Here is a 16,594-nt window from a genome sequence, read left to right as displayed (position 1 = left end):
CGGCCATGCTGAAACAGCTTGTCTTTTTAGGTTGTTTTCTGGTCAGCCTGCCTGCGCTTGCCACAGAAAAGATCACCTGGCTGATCTGGGATCTCCCCCCTGAATTCGTGCGCACTGGCCCCCTTCAAAACCAAGGCTATGCCGATAAATTCCTGCAACATTTTATGGAATGGCTGCCAGATTATGATCATCATATTCAATATGTAAATGTCCCTCGTTGGAGCACGGAAATCTTCAAACCACAGCGCTGTTCGGCCCATTTATGGGGTGGCTTTTTCCCGGATAAGCTTTTGTTGTCCAAGGGCTATACGTTCACGCCGCCGCATGTTTTGATCTTTCCCAAGCGCCATCAACGACGCATCGGAGTACCGGGTACACCGCAATCCATCGAAGAATTACTGAAACAGGAAGACCTCAAGCTCGCTACCATGCGACTGATCTTTAACAATGACGCAGGTCAGAGCCGATATCCCGTTCTCTATCCCTATCTGAAACCGTATCTGAACAAAGAAAATCTGGTGCAGCAATCAGGGGGACGCAACCATATTGACCTGCGTTTATTGCTGCATGGTCGGGTGGATTACACTATCGGTTATCCGACCACCATTACCAACCAACGCCGCAGCGATGGCTTGGGGGATGACTATATCAGCTACCCCATCATCGAACATGATATCTATAAAAAAGTCTATGTGGCCTGCGAGAACGATGCTTTCGGTCAGAAGATTATTGAAAGGATCAATCAGCACTTCACCGAAGAAGCGCTGATCCAGTTCCTGAAATACCATGAAGAATGGAACGGCGGAAATATCCCCTTTCGCACCACTTACATGGATTACTTCATCCACAAAAAAGACGTGCCGAACGTTATAGACTAGAGTGCAATCTCAACAAGCACCGGGGCGTGATCGCTCGGTTTTTCTTCGCCGCGCAAATCCAGCAGAACTTCACACGCTTTTACCCCGTCTTTCAGGTTTGGCGTGACCCAGACGTGGTCGAGACGACGTCCCTTGTTTGAGGCACGCCAGTCGCGGGCGCGATAGCTCCACCAGGTAAAGCATTTTTCATCCGGCAGGATATGCATACGCATGGCATCTACCCACTGACCGGAGGCCTGCAACTTATCCAGACGATCAATTTCAATCGCGGTATGGGTGATGATGTTTTTCAGTTTCTTGTGATCCCACACATCGGTTTCCAGCGGGGCGATGTTGAAATCACCGACCATGATACGTTTTTTATCCTCAGCATATCGATCACCAGACCAGACTGTCATTTCATCCAGGAACTGAAGCTTATGGGCAAATTTCGGGTTTTTCTCTGCATCCGGCTCGTCCCCGCCAGCCGGGATATAGAAGTTGTTCAACTCTACACCCCCTTCTAGAACCACGCTCACATGACGTTTGTCCTCGCGCTCACACCAGGAAAGGCCATCGGTTCCTTCAAACGGGATTTTCGACAGGATCGCAACCCCGTTATAGCTTTTTTCGCCCCGAAAATGGGTGTGCGGATAGCCGAGACCCTGCAAATCCTCCAGTGGGAATTGTTCATCGCGCACCTTGGTTTCCTGGAAGCAGATCACATCCGGGTTATGGTCCTGAACCAGTTTTTTGACATGTTCCAGACGAATGCGTACGGAATTGATATTCCAGGTGACCAGCTTCATGGATTTTCCCCATCTGAGATAAAACGGCTCCCCTTATAGCAGAAAAGAAAAGCGCCCGACTAGGGGGTGTCGGACGCTTATAGGATTCTCTCATTATGTGAGAGCGGTCGGGCGGCAGGGGAACCACCCATGAGGGGCTGTGTACACTCAACACAACCGATCTGTAGTATAAATTGGAATTGGAATCGTGAATCGTTAATGCAATTTATGCATGTCAGCCATGCAATTAAAGCATGGCTATAGAGCCTTGATTCTAAGCTTAATTATCGATCTGGTTATATTTCGGATCAATAAAGTCAAAGGTCTTCGGGTCAACCTCTACGCCTGATCGGGCATTTAGCAGGGAAACCTGCGTCATGATGCCTTGGGCATCGACCACCGTCCATTTGCGCAATTCAATCGGCGCGGTCGAAAAAACAAGGGTAACTGACCCCATCCCGGGATCATCACGATCCACCAGCATCAGTTCAATCACACCAGGGGCCTCTGCCAGATCAACGATACGTACATCGTCTTCGAAAGAAAGTTTATCCTGCAGCAGAACTTCAAGCGGCGTGGCGCTGAGCGGATAATAAGTCACCTGCTTAAATTCTTTGTCGTGATAAATAATGGTGCCTTTGCGCACCACGATTTCCGATTTCAGTGGTGGATTATAAGTCAGGCGCATTTTACCCGGACGCGACAGCACAACCTTGCCATCCGCATAATCCCCGTTGGAACTGATCTGGGCAAAGCTACCTTTCAAAGTCTGCATCCCATTCAAGTACGTGCGCAGCTTTTCCGCCAGTTCCATCTGTTCAGCCGTCAGTTTCACATCCTGTGCGAAAGCAGGTGTGGTAAAAATCAAAAGGCTGAGAGCAAATAACAGGCGCAGCATAGGGAAAGAGCTTTCTAAATCGGTTCACTAAAGCTCAATGTAGCCGATACAATCCTAAATGCAATAAGTCACTTTGCCTATATGGCCCCTTCATGACGCAACAACCAATCTTTGCGATCCAACCCGCCTGCATATCCGGTCAGAGACCCATCTGATCCAATGACCCGATGGCAGGGATAAATCAGCGAAACAGGGTTCAGCGCATTGGCGCGTGCCACCGCGCGTACCGCTTTTTTATTGCCGATTTTCTCGGCAAGTTCCAAATAGCTATAGGTTTTTCCGACCGGAATTTCTTTCAAGGCCTGCCAGACACGGTTTTGGAACTCTGTTCCGCCCAAATCACAGGGTATCTTATCAAGTGCTGCGAAATCACCGTTCATATAGGCCAGCAAATGGCTTTTGATGTGATCAGATTGGCCTTTTTCAAGCACAATATCTTTAAAACGTTTTTCAATCATCCGGTTCTGACGATCCCCCTGATCGGGAAAATCCAGATGATAGAGCACATCCTTTTCATCAAAGATAATGGAGATTGTGCCACAGGGGCTGTCAAACTGTTCAATAAACATCTTAATAAAGCCTCCAGAGATAAAGGGCACCATAGGCCCGCCAGGGTCGCCAGTTTTCAGCACGTTTTTCCAGGTCCGCCTTGGTGGCAGGCACATTCTGACCTTCCAACGCCCGAATCAGCCCCAAATCAGCCACCGGATAGGTATCCGGCTCCCCAAAGGCGCGCATGACGATATAGTGCGCCGTCCAAGGGCCAATGCCAGGTAGATCACATAAATCCTTGATGGTCTCTTCCACAGGTTTGCCTGCATCCAGATCCGTCCAATGTTGCGCAAGGTTCTTCAACGTTTTGATCCGACGTTGGGTCAGGCCCAGTCCTTCCAGATCGGTTTCAGCCACATCAGCAGCGGTCGGGAAACAGGGTTTGCCCACCCGTTCCACCAGCCGCCGGCAAATGGTGCGCGCCCCCTTCACACTGATTTGCTGACCAATGATGGCACGCACGGCAATTTCAAATCCATCCCACGCACCGGGCAGGCGCAGACCCGGATGATCCTGAATGACCGGGGCCAGAACCTTGTCTTTCGATAAATCATGGGCAATCGCCAGCGGGTCGGCATCTACGTCAAACATGCGACGGATACGTTGGGCGATATCGCGCAGATCCGGCACCGCCACATTGGTGATCACCGCTTTCAATCGATTCTTTTCCGCCTCACAACTGACAGAAATCTGTGCCTTTTGGCCCTTTAACATGAAAGTGCGGTGATAGGTTTCCTCCTCCACCCACTCAATCGGCTTCAGCGCGCGTGACTTAAAAAAATCTAATAGTCCCTTCCAATCATAAGGCATGCGAAAGTTAAAACGCAAGGTAATCTCATTTAAGGTCCCTGTTTCTTCCTTGTTTTTACGCTCATGTGACGGGGCAAATCCAAAGGCGGATTTATAGGCATCGTTAAAACGACGCAGGCTGTTAAAGCCGGAGGCATAGGAAATTTCTGTAATCGGGGCTGTGGTTTGAACCAGCAACCGTTTGGCAAACATCAACCGTCTCGTCTGGGCCACCTGCTTGGGCGATGCCCCCAGATGTTCATTAAAGAGACGGCGCAAATGGCGTTCCCCCACACCCAGACGATCACACAGATTTTCCACCGTCTGACCTTCGTCCAATGCACCTTCTTCGATCAGACGCATAGCACGGCTGACCAAAGCTTGGGTGCCGAGCCAGGCTGGACTGGCAGGCGCACTTTCCGGGCGGCACCGAAGGCACGGGCGAAACCCGGCATTCAAGGCTGCACTGGCTGACGGATAAAAGGTACAGTTTTCCGGCTTAGGCGTTGTGGCCGGACAGATCGGGCGACAGAAAATCCCGGTCGAAGACACAGCAGTAAAAAATCGCCCGTCAAATCGGGCATCGCGGGTCTTTAAGGCCTGATAGCATATGTCATGTTCTAAAATCATAAAAAACAGTCTACATGAATTCCGCCTCATGGCTCGCCATTTTCGGACTCAAACCATCATTTGCTTTTGATCGGTCTTTCAGGTACTCCTCGCCCTCATGAGCTATTCCATCACCCGCCCCTTTGGCCTCTATGTCCACTGGCCATTCTGTGTGTCCAAATGTCCCTATTGCGATTTCAATTCCCATGTCGCAAAGGCCATTGACGAAGACATGTGGGAACGCGCCTATATACAGGAACTCAAGCGTGTCCATGCAGAAACCTTCGGACATACAATTTCCAGCATCTTCTTTGGCGGCGGCACCCCATCATTGATGAAAGCCAGCACGGTTGAAAGCATCATCAACACTACCCAGAATCTGTGGGGGTTCAGTGACGATGTGGAAATTACGCTGGAAGCCAACCCGACAACTGTGGAAAGCCATACCTTCCGCGATTTCCGATCAGCAGGGGTCAACCGTCTGTCCATCGGCATTCAGTCCCTGCGCGAAGAAGTACTGAAATTTCTGGGTCGTGCGCATTCTATGGATGAGGCCCGCACTGCCCTTGACTTGGCGGCCAAAAACTTTGATCGCTATAGCTTTGATCTGATCTATGCTCGACCAGACCAGACCTTGGATGATTGGCAGGCAGAGCTGGAAGAGGCACTTAAACTATCGGCCGGGCACATTTCCCTTTACCAACTGACGATAGAGCCGGGGACAGACTTCTATAAAAACGGCGTGGAAGCCATCGATGAAGACCTGGGTGCAGACATGTTTGATCTGACCCAGGATATTCTGGAAGGCGCAGGCATGCCCGCTTACGAGATTTCAAACCATGCCCGCATGGGTCAGGAAAGCCGCCACAATCTGATTTACTGGCAGGGCGATGACTATGTCGGCATTGGCCCCGGTGCGCACAGCCGGTGCCAGAATCAGGCCATCCACCAGATTTACAAGCCCGATCTGTGGCTCAAAGGCGTGTTCGAAAAAGGATCGGGGGAGCAAAAACGCAAAAGCCTTGATATGGATGAGCGTATCATTGAACTGTTGCTGATGGGCATGCGTTTGAAAGACGGCATTTCAGCCAACCATTTTGAACAGATTACGGCACGTAAACTCACCGAAAGTGTGGATACCGAAGGCCTTTCCCAACTGCTGGAATATGATTTTGTCATCTGGGAAGATGATCACCTGCGCACCACTGATAAGGGACGCAAGTGCTTAAATGCGGTTCTGGAAAAACTGGTTAAGTAGCCGGTTTTAATTCTGTACGCAGACGACGGGTAAGGGCAGAGAAATCTTCCCAGTCCTGACCGTCCATTTCCGCCATGCCCGCTTCGAAATCATCCATCATGGACAGGATATTTTCACAAACCGGAATTTGCGGGGATTTCTCATCCTTTTTAGACAGACGTTCTATCAGAATACCTGTCACCGTGATCAGTTTTTCCATAAAAAATTCCGTGCTCTGACCCTCGGCACGTTGGGTTGCGATCTTGCCACGCAGCCAGTCGATCTGAACTGCATGACGTTCCAGCTTTAATTCTTCGATACGCATCAGCGCCTGTCTTTCGCTGGCTTCAAATTCCTTGGCGTCCTGGCGCGGCAGAGCTTTATAGGCCAGCGGATTTGGCACCTGAACCAAGGGAATGACTTCCTGATTGGGGCGCTTGCCACTGCGGCGATCCGGGCCAACATATTCCAGCGTCACCACAAAGGGTTTGCGCTGTTTAATCCGGCGTTCTACCCGGTCAATAATATTGCCCAAAGCCACTGGCTTCACCAGCACATCATCCAACCCTGCTTCAGCCAGTTTTTCCAACGTTGCCGGATCAGGTTGATCAATCACCCCAAAGATCACACAGAACGGACTGACCGAGGTTTTGCCATGACGGATATTTTTAATGACTTCTGCGATATGAGGAACCCCCAAACTGCCATCCATCAAAATCAGATCGTAGCTTTCATTGGCCACACGTTTCTTAAAGTCATTCGGGTTGCTGATATCATCAATCTCGCGGAAACCCTGCATATGCAGACCACCTTTGATGCCTTGGCGCGCCTGCGGGTTGGCATCTCCCATCAAAAAGCGGATACTGCCAAAGTCAGTTTTTTCTCGATAATCGTCCTTGATCAAAACGTTGGTATGGGAAGACCCCTTTTTATCAATCTGCCCTTTCTGCGCCGCCTTTAACAGGCTGGATGGTTCTGTCAAATCCGCCAGTTGCTGGTTCTGCACCCGAAGACGCGAAATCAGGGTTTGCACCAGTTTTTTGGAAAAAACATCCAGCGCATCCTGTTTTTCCTTAAAGGTCGGGGCATCCACCACGATCAAAGACACATCATCGGTTGCGCGCACACTGGCCGAACGTGGTTCGGCATCAATCAACCCCATTTCGCCAAAGATATCGCCTTGCTTCAGGGAAGATAAAACCAGTTCGGACCCATCGCGGCGCTTTTTAATGATCTGCACGGAACCAGATTTGATCACATACGCACAGCGCGGTGCATCGCCTTCTTCCAGAATCAGATCACCCATCCGGAATGATTGCATTTTATAGTCTGACATCGCTGCGATCCTTCTTAGTTCGTCACAGGGGCAAAACTGTTGGGTGAGGGGGAAATTTCACGAAATTGGCGTTGCTGAACCTGCATCACAGAAAGGCCCCGTTCCGCCAACCCCCAAGGATGCAAACGGAAAATACCATTACGTCCCAGATAGCCTGCCGGGTCGGTCAAAGTTTCACGGCTGTAATCGGCTTCGCCTTCTTCATTGGCAAGCACGGCAGATAAAGCAACCGCATCATAAGCAAGGGTTGCCAGACGATGCGGGTTCTGTCCGTAAACGGCCTTGAACTGATTGACAAAATCGGTACGATTTTTCGCACTTGGCGCAGCAAACCATCCGCCCTGCAAGGCAGGTTCCGCATGAACCCAGTTATTTTCCCACAGACTGGTCCCAAGGATACGCACCTTTTTCGGGTCTACGTCAAAGTAAGGCAGGTTGGCGGCAATGGTCTGTAACGTACTGCCGCCTGCGGCGACCAGCAAAGCATCAAAATCTACATCGCCAACGGTTTGCAGCAATTCAAGACGTTCCAGTGCCTTTTCAGACAGGGCATCCGTCTTGCCTTCCAGCTCTTTCTTCTGTTTCAGCAATTCTTTGCGACGTTCGTCATAATCGGCCATTTCGCGGATAAGCGCGGCCAGATCATCCGTACCAGATAGGAACTGAACGATCTTGGAAACTTCCATCCCATTGGCCGCAACAGCAGATTCAAAGGCTGCACGCACGCGAACGCCATATTCATCTGCTGGTGTCAGCAACGCAAACCGGGTGGAGCCTTGAAGGGCAGCAAAATTGATGATGCGTTCTACTTCTTCTTCCGGGCGCACACCCAGGACGAACACATTCTGACTGGCAGCGGTTGAATCATTGGTAAAGGCCAACGCATTTACATTGGCAGCCTGCAAAAAAGGTGAGATCGCCTGTGCCGATTGGGACAGAAGCGGGCCGATGATGATCGACACCCCATCAGAAATTGCATATTGCGCCGCCTGAATGGCGCCTTCCGGCGTACTTTGCGTATCATAGGGCAACAGCTCATAACGTGGGCCTGCAAAATCAAACAGGGCCAATTGCGCCGCATTCATGATCTGCTGACCGACCTTGGAGGCACGCCCCGTCAATGGCAGCAACAAGCCGACGCGCGCCGCACGTACGCCACCACGGGCGTCGTATTGGGTCATCCATTCTTCGGCCTTGACCTGCGCATCTTCCTGTTGCACCGTCGGTTGGGACGGATCCCATGGTGGAATTTCTGCGCCTGCACGCGGCTGTGCGGTCGGATCAAAGGTCCCACTTGGGGCTGGACCGCGCGGGGCAGGCGTGGTACCCGGTACTTCCCACCATTTCGGGGGATTTACAGTCTCACAGGCGCTTAACACCAAAGTGATAAAGAACAGCAATGGCAAAACAGATAAACGGCGAAAATGAAACATCGGGTCTCCAGGAAGATAGTCAGATTGCAACAGAGAGTAGCGTCTCGGGGCAATTGAGTAAAGTCACTGCTGGTCTATATATCGTCGCAACCCCGATCGGCAATGCTCAGGATATCACCCTGCGTGCGCTGAATCTGTTGAAAAATGCCGATACAATCCTGTGCGAAGACACCCGTGTTACAGGTAAGCTGTTGATGATACACGGTATTTCACGAAAGAAAACCGTGGCCTATCATGAACATAACGCCGAAAAAATGCGCCCGAAAGTTTTACAAAAACTTCATGACGGGGAAGTGGTTGTTCTGGTTAGTGATGCGGGCACGCCGCTGATCAATGACCCCGGATATAAACTCGTGCGCGATTGCGCCGAATTAAATCTGCCTTACACCACTGCGCCCGGCGCCAGTTCTGTCATTTCCGCCATGGTCTTATCGGGCCTGCCCAGCGATCGCTTCCTCTATCTCGGGTTTCTGCCCAACAAGACGGCAGCACGCAAGAAAGTACTGGACGAAGTCAAATCGATCAATGCCACCCTGATCACCCTTGAATCACCACGTCGAGTCGCGGCCTGCCTGAAAGACATGGCTGAGGTCCTGGGCAACCGCGAGGCCGCAGTGACCCGTGAGATCACCAAGAAATTCGAAGAAGTCCGCCGCGCGGCCCTGCCCGAGCTGGCTTCGATGTATGAGAATGAAGACCCCCGCGGCGAAGTCGTCTTGGTCATCGGCCCACCAGATGAAACCCAGAACGAAACCACCGCAGAAGACCTGGACGCCTTGCTGGAAAACGCCCTTTCCCGGCTGTCTGTACGTGATGCAGTCAAGGAAGTAGTTGATGCGACAGGCTTGAAGAAGCGTGAGGTTTATAACCGGGCGCTCGAATTGAACAAATAGTGGTCATCCCGCTCAAAACATTGTCATCCCGGCCTTTGTGCCGGGACAATCAGTTAATGGCAATATGACTGCCTTCCAAGGGTTGTCCCGGCACAAGGCCGGGATGACAATTTTTTAAATGGAACAACAGCTCACAAAGTAGACTCACAACACCACATCATATTTTACATAATCCGACAGGGTCGCGACCTTGTTATAGAGCGCCTGGGCGATCTCGTTCTTTTTATCCGTATGCCAGTAAAGTTTGGCCGCTCCTTCTTTTTTCGCAGCTTCTTTCACAGCCTCAATCAGCGCCCGACCCGCCCCTTTGGAACGCACAGACTGATCCACATACAAATCTTCCAGATAGCAATAGCTTGAGGGATACCAGGTGGTGCCGTGGAAAAAATAATGAGTGAAGCCAATGAGTTTGCCTTTCTCCACACAGACAAACCCACGCAAGGGATTGTCCGGGTTTAACAGACGATCCCACACGCCCTTTGTGACCTCTTCAGCCAACATCACGTTATAGAAACCAAGATATCCTCCCCAAAGCTCGCGCCATTGGGTTTTATCTTCTGTTGTCATCGGTCTGATATCCATCAGGCTATTCCTTCTTTTTGATGCAGGCGTTCGCGCCATAAAATATAAATACCACTGGCAATAATCACCATGGATCCGGCCAGTGTGGCCTGTTCGGGGTAATGCTGCCAGAACATCCAGTCGATCAATGCTGCCCAGATCAGCGCGGTATATTCCATGGGACTGACCACCGCTGTGGGCGCAAGGCGTACCGCTTCGACCATGAAATAGTGACCGATCCCGCCTGTTACCCCCATGACGAAACACCACAAAAGCGTTTCCATGGACATATCAATCCAGAAAAACGGCATCAGACAGAAGCCAAACACGGTCATCCCCATCGTCGTCCAAAGCGAAAAACTACCCGCACTTTCTGACGCCGCATATTTACGCGCCAGAACCTGGGACAGACCAAAGGCAGCCGCCACAATCAACATGTAAGGCGCACCCGTGCTTAAAATTCCTTCATCAGGCTGCAGAACAATCACCACGCCCATAAAGCCGACAATCATCGCGCTGATGCGATGAAAGCCAACATCTTCACCAAGCAAAAATTTGGAATAAACCACCATGAAAAATGGCGCAGAAAAACACAAGGCAAGCGCGTTCGCCAAAGACATATCGCGCAAACCTAAAGTGAACGCAACAAAACACACTGCCCCCAACACCGCACGCGCAAAATGCAAAAACGGCCGTTTGGTTTTAACTGAACGCAAGCCGCCCTGCATCAAAACGATGACCACCACAGGTACCAAACCGAAAAGGGAACGGAAAAACAGAACCTGCGGGGCAGAGATTTGGGAGGTTAAATGCTTGATAAACCCGTCCATCATGCTCATGAACGCAATGCCAAGCGCCATGACAAACAGTCCGCGTGTGATGTGAGATGAATGTTCCATCGGGGAAGCTTTCTTACAAAAAGTGGATCTTCCCCCGAAAATCCTGTTTTCTGCATCAGGGGAAGACCCCCTGATCAAATATCAAAGGATCGAATTTAGACTTTATTGGCCGGTTTAATCATGCTGCCCAGTCGTCGGCCACCAAACACATGTACGTGCAGATGCGGGACTTCCTGACCACCTTCATCACCGATGTTGGACAGAATACGATAACCGCTTTCGACCACACCAGCTTCGCGTGCCACCACACCAATAGCGCGGATATAGTCTACAATTTCAGCTTCAGACGCATTTTGGGAAAAGTCATCATAGCTTTCATAGGCACCCTTCGGGATCACCAGCGTATGAACCGGTGCCTGCGGGTTGATGTCCTTAAAGGCCAGCGCATGTTCGCTTTCATAGACCTTGTCACATGGGATTTCCCCGCGCAGGATCTTTGCGAAAATATTGTTGCTGTCATATGCCATGGCCGTAAACCTTATTCGTCTTCTTCAAGAATGTGCATCACAGTGCTGAATGATGCGCTTTTTGACAAGTAAAAAAATGTATGGATGCAATTTCTGCGGATTTATCCTTTGCGCCAGACCGCATCCAGCTGGAAAATCTCCCCCAGTGTGGCGTAATCTTTATAGCCCAGACGCGAGATGGGATTAACTTTTTGCAAGTCAACCCTGCCGTCCACCAGCACCCTATCATCAATGTGAATACCAACCACATGCCCAAAGATAGCTGTGTTCTTTTCGTCATCACTATCGCTTAAAAGGTCAATTGTCTGGGTCAAAACGCATTCCAGATTGATCGGTGAATTCTGAATCCGTGCGGGTTTTATTAATTCTGACGGCACCATTTCAAGCCCGGCGAGCCCTGCTTCATCCGTGTCGGGATGTTCGGGGGCAGCTGTGCGGAACATCGCATCTTTCAGATCGTACGTTGCGATATTCACGACGAATTCTTTCGTATTTTCAATATTTTGCAAGGTATCTTTCAAGGGTGCATGCTTACTTTTTCCATTGATCGCAATCATTAGCTGCGGTGGATTTTGCGCAATTCCATTAAAAAAACTAAAAGGTGCAACATTGCCGATACCGCCTTTGCTGATCGTACTGACCCACCCGATGGGACGTGGGGCGACGCAGGCTTTGAACGGATGGTGTGGAAGGCCGTGAGATTGATCAGTTTTAAAAAACATTAAGAAAGATTCTTTAACTTCAAATGTTGTTGCAAAGGCCGTAAAGCCCTAAGTCATTTCCCGGCTTGCGTTCAAAGACCAAGCCGGGCAGACTGTCGTCTATGAATAATACAAAATTAAACGGCCCCAGCATCAAGAAAATTCCTGACGGTGACGACCGGGAACGTCTGGTCTGTCCGGATTGTGGTTTCATCGACTATCAAAACCCCCGCATTGTGGTCGGCGCTGTCTGCACTTGGGAAGATAAGTTCCTGCTCTGTCGCCGTGCCATTGAACCATCCTTGGGCAAATGGACCTTCCCGGCTGGCTTTATGGAACTGAATGAAACGGTGGCTGAAGGTGCGGCACGTGAAGCTTATGAAGAAGCCGGCGTTGATGTAGAGATTCAGGACATCATCGGGGTTTATGAAGTCCCGGAAGTCGGACATGTCATGATGATGCACCGCGCACCCATGAAAAGTCCACATTTTGAGGCCGGAACAGAAAGCCTGGAAGTTGCCCTGTTTGACTGGGATGACATCCCCTGGGATGACCTGGCCTTTCCATCCGTGAAATGGACACTTAAACGTTTCCATGAAGTCCGCGAACAGGAAATCGTCCCGGCCGTGACCGAACGAGCCAAGTTCAAGGTTTTTTAAGTTTTCTTTTCGCATCGTCTGGCGTAAAATAAAGCCATGTCATCAACTACACGCATATCGGGTTCTTCAACCCAGCCAGTCGTCTCGGACCGCGGATCTTACGGTGCAGACCGGGAAGAACGGGTGCGTATTGCCAAAATCGGTCGCCGCGACGGGCCGGACATTCGCGGGGCGCTAGAACGCCTGCGCCGCCTGCTGGCGTCTGGAGAGCCACTGCGAGATGATGTGCCACGCGGCTATTACCTCAATATTATCGTTTGATTTTTTCAAAATCGCACACTCTTGGTTAAGCGGATAAAAAGCCTTTCAACGCGCCATATGTGTTCCAATGATAGAACTTTACATAAGCCCTTCAAAACATTCAGCTTTATCATTGGTACAAAAGTACAATCTTTGAGTCATATCAGAGTCACATAACCCTGATCTAATAACCACAGGCTATTCGCAAGAACCAGAAGTCATGTGTGGAGCAGATCAGTCATGAAATCTCAAGGTCAACGTCGCCTCGCCTTTTACCAGATTGATAAGAAAACCAAGGAACAGCTGGAAATCGCCTGGCCGATTATTGAAAAAGGCCTGCCCGATCTGTTGAAAGGCTTTTATCAACATGTCGGAGAGATTGATCATTTAAATGATATGATCGGATGCCCAGACAATATCGAACGGCTGATCCAGGCCCAAACCAACCACTGGCGTTTACTCTTTAGCGGAACATTTGATGAGACCTATTTTGAACGGGTCAGCCAGATCGCGAACGCCCATGTGCGCATCAAACTGGAACCACGCTGGTATATGGGCGGCTATAGCTACACCCTGATCGGCCTTCAGAACCTGATATTTGATAAACTGAAAAAGAAAAAAGCCATCAAGGCCCTGTCCGCCGTCACCAAAGCCGTCATGATGGATATGGAACTGGTGATCAGCACCTATTATGACGTCATCGATAAAAAACATCGCACGGTCATCAATGACCTGTCGCGAAATTTCTCCCAGACCATTGAAGGGATCGTACGCGATGTGAAGCTCTCATCCGGAGAATTGACGGAAACATCGTCTGAAATGAAAGACCGCACACTGAAAATTTCAGATGCAGTCCAGACGGCGTCTGGTGCCGCCACTGTGGCCCTTGAAAATATCGGTATGGTCAGTTCGTCTGCGGATGAACTCACCAAAGCCATTGAAGAAATCTCCGCCCAGACCCAGCGCTCCATCACAGTCGTCAGCCGGGCCGTCCAGCGCACCGAAATTACCCGCGAAGCTGTGGATGGCCTGCGGATCAGCGCGGAAAAAGTCGGTGACGTGGTCGCCCTGATCGATTCCATCGCCAATCAGACCAACCTTCTGGCCCTCAATGCCACGGTGGAATCCGCACGCGCAGGTGAAGCAGGCAAAGGCTTTGCGGTTGTGGCAGGCGAAGTCAAGAACCTTGCCGGACAAACCGCACGGGCCACCAGTGAAATCAGCGACCTGATCAAAGGCATTCAGGAAAGCACCCACAACACCGTCCATTCCATCGGTGCGGTCCATGCCACCATCGGCGAAGTCAGCCAAATCTCTTCTGCCGTTTCCGCAGCCGTTGAAGAACAATCGGTTTCCACACAAGAAATTGCCCGCAGCGTCCATGAAGTCTCCCAAGCCTCTCACCAGATCGGGGACTTGTTGGGTGAGCTTTCAAACCTCGCCACCCACACCACAACCAGCAGCGCCCAGGCCAACAAGGTCAGCACGGGCCTGTCCATTCAGTCCCAGCACCTCAGCGTCGATGTGGATCGCTTCTTAAGCAGCTTGCGCGGGCAGAATTAGAATCCGTTCACCGCACCTTCACGACGGGGGTCAGCTGCACCGATCAGCGTGCCATCCGGTAAAATCTGGATGGCATGCAACCCGCTGGTCATTTCTTTCAGATTAACCTTATGGCCCAGGGCTTCCAACTTGGCTTTTTGGACAACCGCTTCTGTGCCTTTTTCCAGGTCCGAGGAGCCATTACGGTTGGTGAGATGGCCCTGCATCAGGGCCTGATCCAGCGGTAGTTTATCATCCAGAATGGCAATCAGGCTTTGTGCCACATAACCGATGATGCGCGACCCACCAGGCGAGCCAATGGCCAGCACGGGCTTTTGGGTTTTATGATCCAGCACAATGGTCGGGGCCATGGAACTGCGGGGACGTTTTCTTGCCTCCACCCGGTTGGCGACTTTTACACCGTTCTTTTCTGGCGCAAACGAAAAATCGGTCAGTTGGTTATTCAACAAGAATCCGCCCACCATCTGGCGCGACCCAAAGGCATTTTCGATACTGGTGGTCATGGACACCACCATCCCGTCCGCATCCACAATGCTCATATGCGTCGTCGAAACACCATGATCCGTGTCGTGCGGTGCATAGGCCTGACTATATAAAAACGGTCCACCCGGTGCCACAGGCGTGGCAAGGGCCGAGTCATGCTGGATCAGGGTCTGACGTCCGGTCAGATAGCTTTTGGTCAACAATTCATCCGTTGGAACTTTGACGAAATCCGGGTCCGCCAAAAAATGATTACGATCAGCAAAAGCGAGTTTGGAGGCCTCTAATAATAAGTGTGCGCGATCGATGGTCGGTTTTGGATCATTATTGAGATCATACTGTTCCATCAGTCCAAGGATTTCCGAGACCGTCACCCCACCGGAACTGGGCGGGGCCATACCGCAGACGTCATAGGCACGATAGGTCAGACAAACAGGTTTACGCATCACCGTGTGATAGCGTTGCATATCAGCAAAAGACAGTTGACCCGGATTCGTTGGATGGCTCTGTACCTTCGCGACAATCTCGTCTGCCAGTTTCCCCTGATAAAACGCTGCCGCGCCGCCTTTCTGAATTTCACGCAGACTATCAGCAAAGGCCGGATTCTTTAACAAATGTCCCACAGGCAATGGCGTGCCGTCTTCCTGATAGAAATAAGCGCGCGCCACCGGATCGTTTTTGAGGAACTTGTCTTTCTTTATGAGAAGGTGCAGTCGCTCTGAAACTTCAAAACCTTTTTCCGCCAGCCTGATCGCCTGATCAAACAAAAGAGGCCAACTGATGCGGCCGTATTTTTGATGCGCATCATACAGCATATGGACCAGGCCCGGCGTGCCAACCGCACGACCACCCACGGCTGCTTCAAAGAATCCCATTTTGTTGCCATCTTCTTTAATAAAAAGATCAGGCGTTGCCGTCATAGGTGCAGTTTCACGACCATCAAAACTGATAACCGCCTGCATTTTCGGATCATACATCATCAAGAATCCGCCACCGCCGATTCCCGAAGACTGTGGTTCCACCAGATTCAGCACCAATTGTGCCGCAATTGCGGCATCAATGGCATTACCGCCAGCGCGTAGAATCCGATATCCGGCCTGCGCAGCATGAGGATTGGCCACCGAAATCATCGATTTTTTTGCGGAAACGGCTGATTTTATTTGCCATTGGCCGCCTGCTTCCGGCGTTGCACGATGATCCACTTGTTGATCGGTTGCGCAGGCACCCAGCCAAATTATGCCCGAAATAAGACCAACACAGCGACGAAGGATAGGATAGGAAAATAGCTGAAACATGTTCGAGAGAACCTAAGTAATATTTTTGACCCATAGGTAAGAATGGGACGAAAAGAAGATAAAAACAAGGGGAAGCATATAGTAGGCAGAACTTAGCCACAAATCGGTTGTGGTTATGCTTTGCAACTTATAGAACAATCCCCGATATTCAAGTAAACAATGAATGAAAATAAGTAATATATAAGTAAAAAATGGTCATACCTAATAATTTAACCAATTCTAAACTAGACCATAATATGATTTTTGATACTAAAGTATCATTCTTTTAGCCCTTTGTTTTTTCAACAAAAATATTGTGTAAATGCGTTTATTTTACCAATACACCAATGCGCACTTT

17 protein-coding genes are annotated in these 16,594 nt (G+C 50.4%); 6 read left to right on the top strand and 11 right to left on the bottom strand.

The window, feature by feature from the left end; genetic code table 11:
- Positions 1 to 5 precede the first annotated feature (5 nt).
- The gene (locus RYZ26_RS16300) at positions 6 to 878 is read left to right on the top strand and encodes a hypothetical protein (protein ID WP_317684304.1); all 873 of its coding nucleotides are present in this window, start codon (positions 6 to 8) and stop codon (positions 876 to 878) included.
- On the opposite strand, the gene xth is transcribed toward RYZ26_RS16300, so the two are convergent.
- The 4 genes from xth to RYZ26_RS16280 all read right to left on the bottom strand — a co-directional run bounded on the left by xth (position 875) and on the right by RYZ26_RS16280 (position 4,514).
- A complete protein-coding gene (gene xth, locus RYZ26_RS16295; protein WP_317684303.1) occupies positions 875 to 1,666 on the bottom strand; it encodes an exodeoxyribonuclease III in 792 nt (263 codons plus the stop codon). The genes RYZ26_RS16300 and xth overlap by 4 nt on opposite strands.
- A gap of 259 nt (positions 1,667 to 1,925) precedes the next feature.
- Positions 1,926 to 2,543, bottom strand: coding sequence for a LolA family protein (locus tag RYZ26_RS16290; protein WP_317684302.1), 618 nt, complete (start codon positions 2,541 to 2,543; stop codon positions 1,926 to 1,928).
- A 77-nt stretch (positions 2,544 to 2,620) separates the two neighbouring features.
- Positions 2,621 to 3,112, bottom strand: a complete 492-nt coding sequence (locus RYZ26_RS16285; protein WP_317684301.1) for a methylated-DNA--[protein]-cysteine S-methyltransferase — start codon at positions 3,110 to 3,112, stop codon at positions 2,621 to 2,623.
- 1 nt (position 3,113) lies between these two features.
- The gene (locus RYZ26_RS16280) at positions 3,114 to 4,514 is read right to left on the bottom strand and encodes a DNA-3-methyladenine glycosylase 2 family protein (protein WP_317684300.1); all 1,401 of its coding nucleotides are present in this window, start codon (positions 4,512 to 4,514) and stop codon (positions 3,114 to 3,116) included.
- Between the two features lie 97 nt (positions 4,515 to 4,611).
- Here RYZ26_RS16280 and hemW point away from each other — a divergent pair, with 97 nt between their 5' ends.
- Positions 4,612 to 5,751: a radical SAM family heme chaperone HemW gene (gene hemW / locus RYZ26_RS16275; protein ID WP_317684299.1), complete on the top strand. Its 1,140-nt coding sequence runs from the start codon at positions 4,612 to 4,614 to the stop codon at positions 5,749 to 5,751.
- Here the strand turns inward: hemW and RYZ26_RS16270 are convergent.
- On the bottom strand, positions 5,744 to 7,066 hold the full coding sequence (locus RYZ26_RS16270; protein ID WP_317684298.1) for a cyclic nucleotide-binding domain-containing protein: 1,323 nt from the start codon (positions 7,064 to 7,066) through the stop codon (positions 5,744 to 5,746). The genes hemW and RYZ26_RS16270 overlap by 8 nt on opposite strands.
- A 14-nt stretch (positions 7,067 to 7,080) precedes the next feature.
- Positions 7,081 to 8,499: a penicillin-binding protein activator gene (locus tag RYZ26_RS16265; RefSeq protein ID WP_317684297.1), complete on the bottom strand. Its 1,419-nt coding sequence runs from the start codon at positions 8,497 to 8,499 to the stop codon at positions 7,081 to 7,083.
- Here RYZ26_RS16265 and rsmI point away from each other — a divergent pair.
- Complete coding sequence (gene rsmI / locus RYZ26_RS16260; protein WP_317684296.1) at positions 8,466 to 9,392, top strand: 16S rRNA (cytidine(1402)-2'-O)-methyltransferase; 927 nt, start codon at positions 8,466 to 8,468, stop codon at positions 9,390 to 9,392. The two genes, RYZ26_RS16265 and rsmI, sit on opposite strands and share 34 nt — an antisense overlap.
- 144 nt (positions 9,393 to 9,536) lie before the next feature.
- Here the strand turns inward: rsmI and RYZ26_RS16255 are convergent, their stop codons facing one another.
- The 4 genes from RYZ26_RS16255 to RYZ26_RS16240 form a co-directional block, all read right to left on the bottom strand.
- Positions 9,537 to 9,974 carry a GNAT family N-acetyltransferase gene (locus RYZ26_RS16255; protein ID WP_317684295.1) on the bottom strand — a complete coding sequence of 146 codons (438 nt, stop codon included), beginning with the start codon at positions 9,972 to 9,974 and terminating at the stop codon, positions 9,537 to 9,539.
- On the bottom strand, positions 9,974 to 10,852 hold the full coding sequence (locus RYZ26_RS16250) for a DMT family transporter (RefSeq protein ID WP_317684294.1): 879 nt from the start codon (positions 10,850 to 10,852) through the stop codon (positions 9,974 to 9,976). The genes RYZ26_RS16255 and RYZ26_RS16250 overlap by 1 nt, the downstream gene beginning before the upstream one ends.
- Before the next feature lie 95 nt (positions 10,853 to 10,947).
- Positions 10,948 to 11,319 carry a histidine triad nucleotide-binding protein gene (locus tag RYZ26_RS16245; RefSeq protein WP_317684293.1) on the bottom strand — a complete coding sequence of 124 codons (372 nt, stop codon included), beginning with the start codon at positions 11,317 to 11,319 and terminating at the stop codon, positions 10,948 to 10,950.
- A gap of 101 nt (positions 11,320 to 11,420) precedes the next feature.
- Positions 11,421 to 12,041: a flavin reductase family protein gene (locus RYZ26_RS16240; protein WP_317684292.1), complete on the bottom strand. Its 621-nt coding sequence runs from the start codon at positions 12,039 to 12,041 to the stop codon at positions 11,421 to 11,423.
- Between the two features lie 101 nt (positions 12,042 to 12,142).
- Between RYZ26_RS16240 and RYZ26_RS16235 the strand changes: the two genes are divergently transcribed.
- From RYZ26_RS16235 to RYZ26_RS16225, 3 genes are all read left to right on the top strand, one after another.
- Positions 12,143 to 12,679 carry an NUDIX hydrolase gene (locus RYZ26_RS16235; RefSeq protein WP_317684291.1) on the top strand — a complete coding sequence of 179 codons (537 nt, stop codon included), beginning with the start codon at positions 12,143 to 12,145 and terminating at the stop codon, positions 12,677 to 12,679.
- Positions 12,680 to 12,715: 36 nt separating this feature from the next.
- The gene (locus tag RYZ26_RS16230; protein WP_317684290.1) at positions 12,716 to 12,940 is read left to right on the top strand and encodes a hypothetical protein; all 225 of its coding nucleotides are present in this window, start codon (positions 12,716 to 12,718) and stop codon (positions 12,938 to 12,940) included.
- Positions 12,941 to 13,159: 219 nt separating this feature from the next.
- Positions 13,160 to 14,482 carry a protoglobin domain-containing protein gene (locus tag RYZ26_RS16225; protein WP_317684289.1) on the top strand — a complete coding sequence of 441 codons (1,323 nt, stop codon included), beginning with the start codon at positions 13,160 to 13,162 and terminating at the stop codon, positions 14,480 to 14,482.
- On the opposite strand, the gene ggt is transcribed toward RYZ26_RS16225, so the two are convergent.
- On the bottom strand, positions 14,479 to 16,257 hold the full coding sequence (gene ggt / locus RYZ26_RS16220; protein ID WP_317684288.1) for a gamma-glutamyltransferase: 1,779 nt from the start codon (positions 16,255 to 16,257) through the stop codon (positions 14,479 to 14,481). The two genes, RYZ26_RS16225 and ggt, sit on opposite strands and share 4 nt — an antisense overlap.
- Positions 16,258 to 16,594: the final 337 nt, after the last annotated feature.

Source organism: Terasakiella sediminum (assembly GCF_033100395.1).
Lineage (GTDB): Bacteria > Pseudomonadota > Alphaproteobacteria > Rhodospirillales > Terasakiellaceae > Terasakiella.
Note: the sequence above shows the minus strand (reverse complement) of the source record. Positions and strands in the feature narration are given on the sequence as shown.

Coding starts and splice junctions, on each gene's coding strand:
- ggt (WP_317684288.1), bottom strand. CDS start 16,257: ATGTTTCAGCTATTTTCCTATCCTATCCTTCGTCGCTGTGTTGGTCTT.
- RYZ26_RS16250 (WP_317684294.1), bottom strand. CDS start 10,852: ATGGAACATTCATCTCACATCACACGCGGACTGTTTGTCATGGCGCTT.
- RYZ26_RS16270 (WP_317684298.1), bottom strand. CDS start 7,066: ATGTCAGACTATAAAATGCAATCATTCCGGATGGGTGATCTGATTCTG.
- RYZ26_RS16285 (WP_317684301.1), bottom strand. CDS start 3,112: ATGTTTATTGAACAGTTTGACAGCCCCTGTGGCACAATCTCCATTATC.
- RYZ26_RS16255 (WP_317684295.1), bottom strand. CDS start 9,974: ATGGATATCAGACCGATGACAACAGAAGATAAAACCCAATGGCGCGAG.
- RYZ26_RS16230 (WP_317684290.1), top strand. CDS start 12,716: ATGTCATCAACTACACGCATATCGGGTTCTTCAACCCAGCCAGTCGTC.
- hemW (WP_317684299.1), top strand. CDS start 4,612: ATGAGCTATTCCATCACCCGCCCCTTTGGCCTCTATGTCCACTGGCCA.
- RYZ26_RS16290 (WP_317684302.1), bottom strand. CDS start 2,543: ATGCTGCGCCTGTTATTTGCTCTCAGCCTTTTGATTTTTACCACACCT.
- RYZ26_RS16245 (WP_317684293.1), bottom strand. CDS start 11,319: ATGGCATATGACAGCAACAATATTTTCGCAAAGATCCTGCGCGGGGAA.
- rsmI (WP_317684296.1), top strand. CDS start 8,466: ATGGCAAAACAGATAAACGGCGAAAATGAAACATCGGGTCTCCAGGAA.
- RYZ26_RS16225 (WP_317684289.1), top strand. CDS start 13,160: ATGAAATCTCAAGGTCAACGTCGCCTCGCCTTTTACCAGATTGATAAG.
- RYZ26_RS16240 (WP_317684292.1), bottom strand. CDS start 12,041: ATGTTTTTTAAAACTGATCAATCTCACGGCCTTCCACACCATCCGTTC.
- RYZ26_RS16235 (WP_317684291.1), top strand. CDS start 12,143: ATGAATAATACAAAATTAAACGGCCCCAGCATCAAGAAAATTCCTGAC.
- RYZ26_RS16280 (WP_317684300.1), bottom strand. CDS start 4,514: ATGATTTTAGAACATGACATATGCTATCAGGCCTTAAAGACCCGCGAT.
- RYZ26_RS16265 (WP_317684297.1), bottom strand. CDS start 8,499: ATGTTTCATTTTCGCCGTTTATCTGTTTTGCCATTGCTGTTCTTTATC.
- RYZ26_RS16300 (WP_317684304.1), top strand. CDS start 6: ATGCTGAAACAGCTTGTCTTTTTAGGTTGTTTTCTGGTCAGCCTGCCT.
- xth (WP_317684303.1), bottom strand. CDS start 1,666: ATGAAGCTGGTCACCTGGAATATCAATTCCGTACGCATTCGTCTGGAA.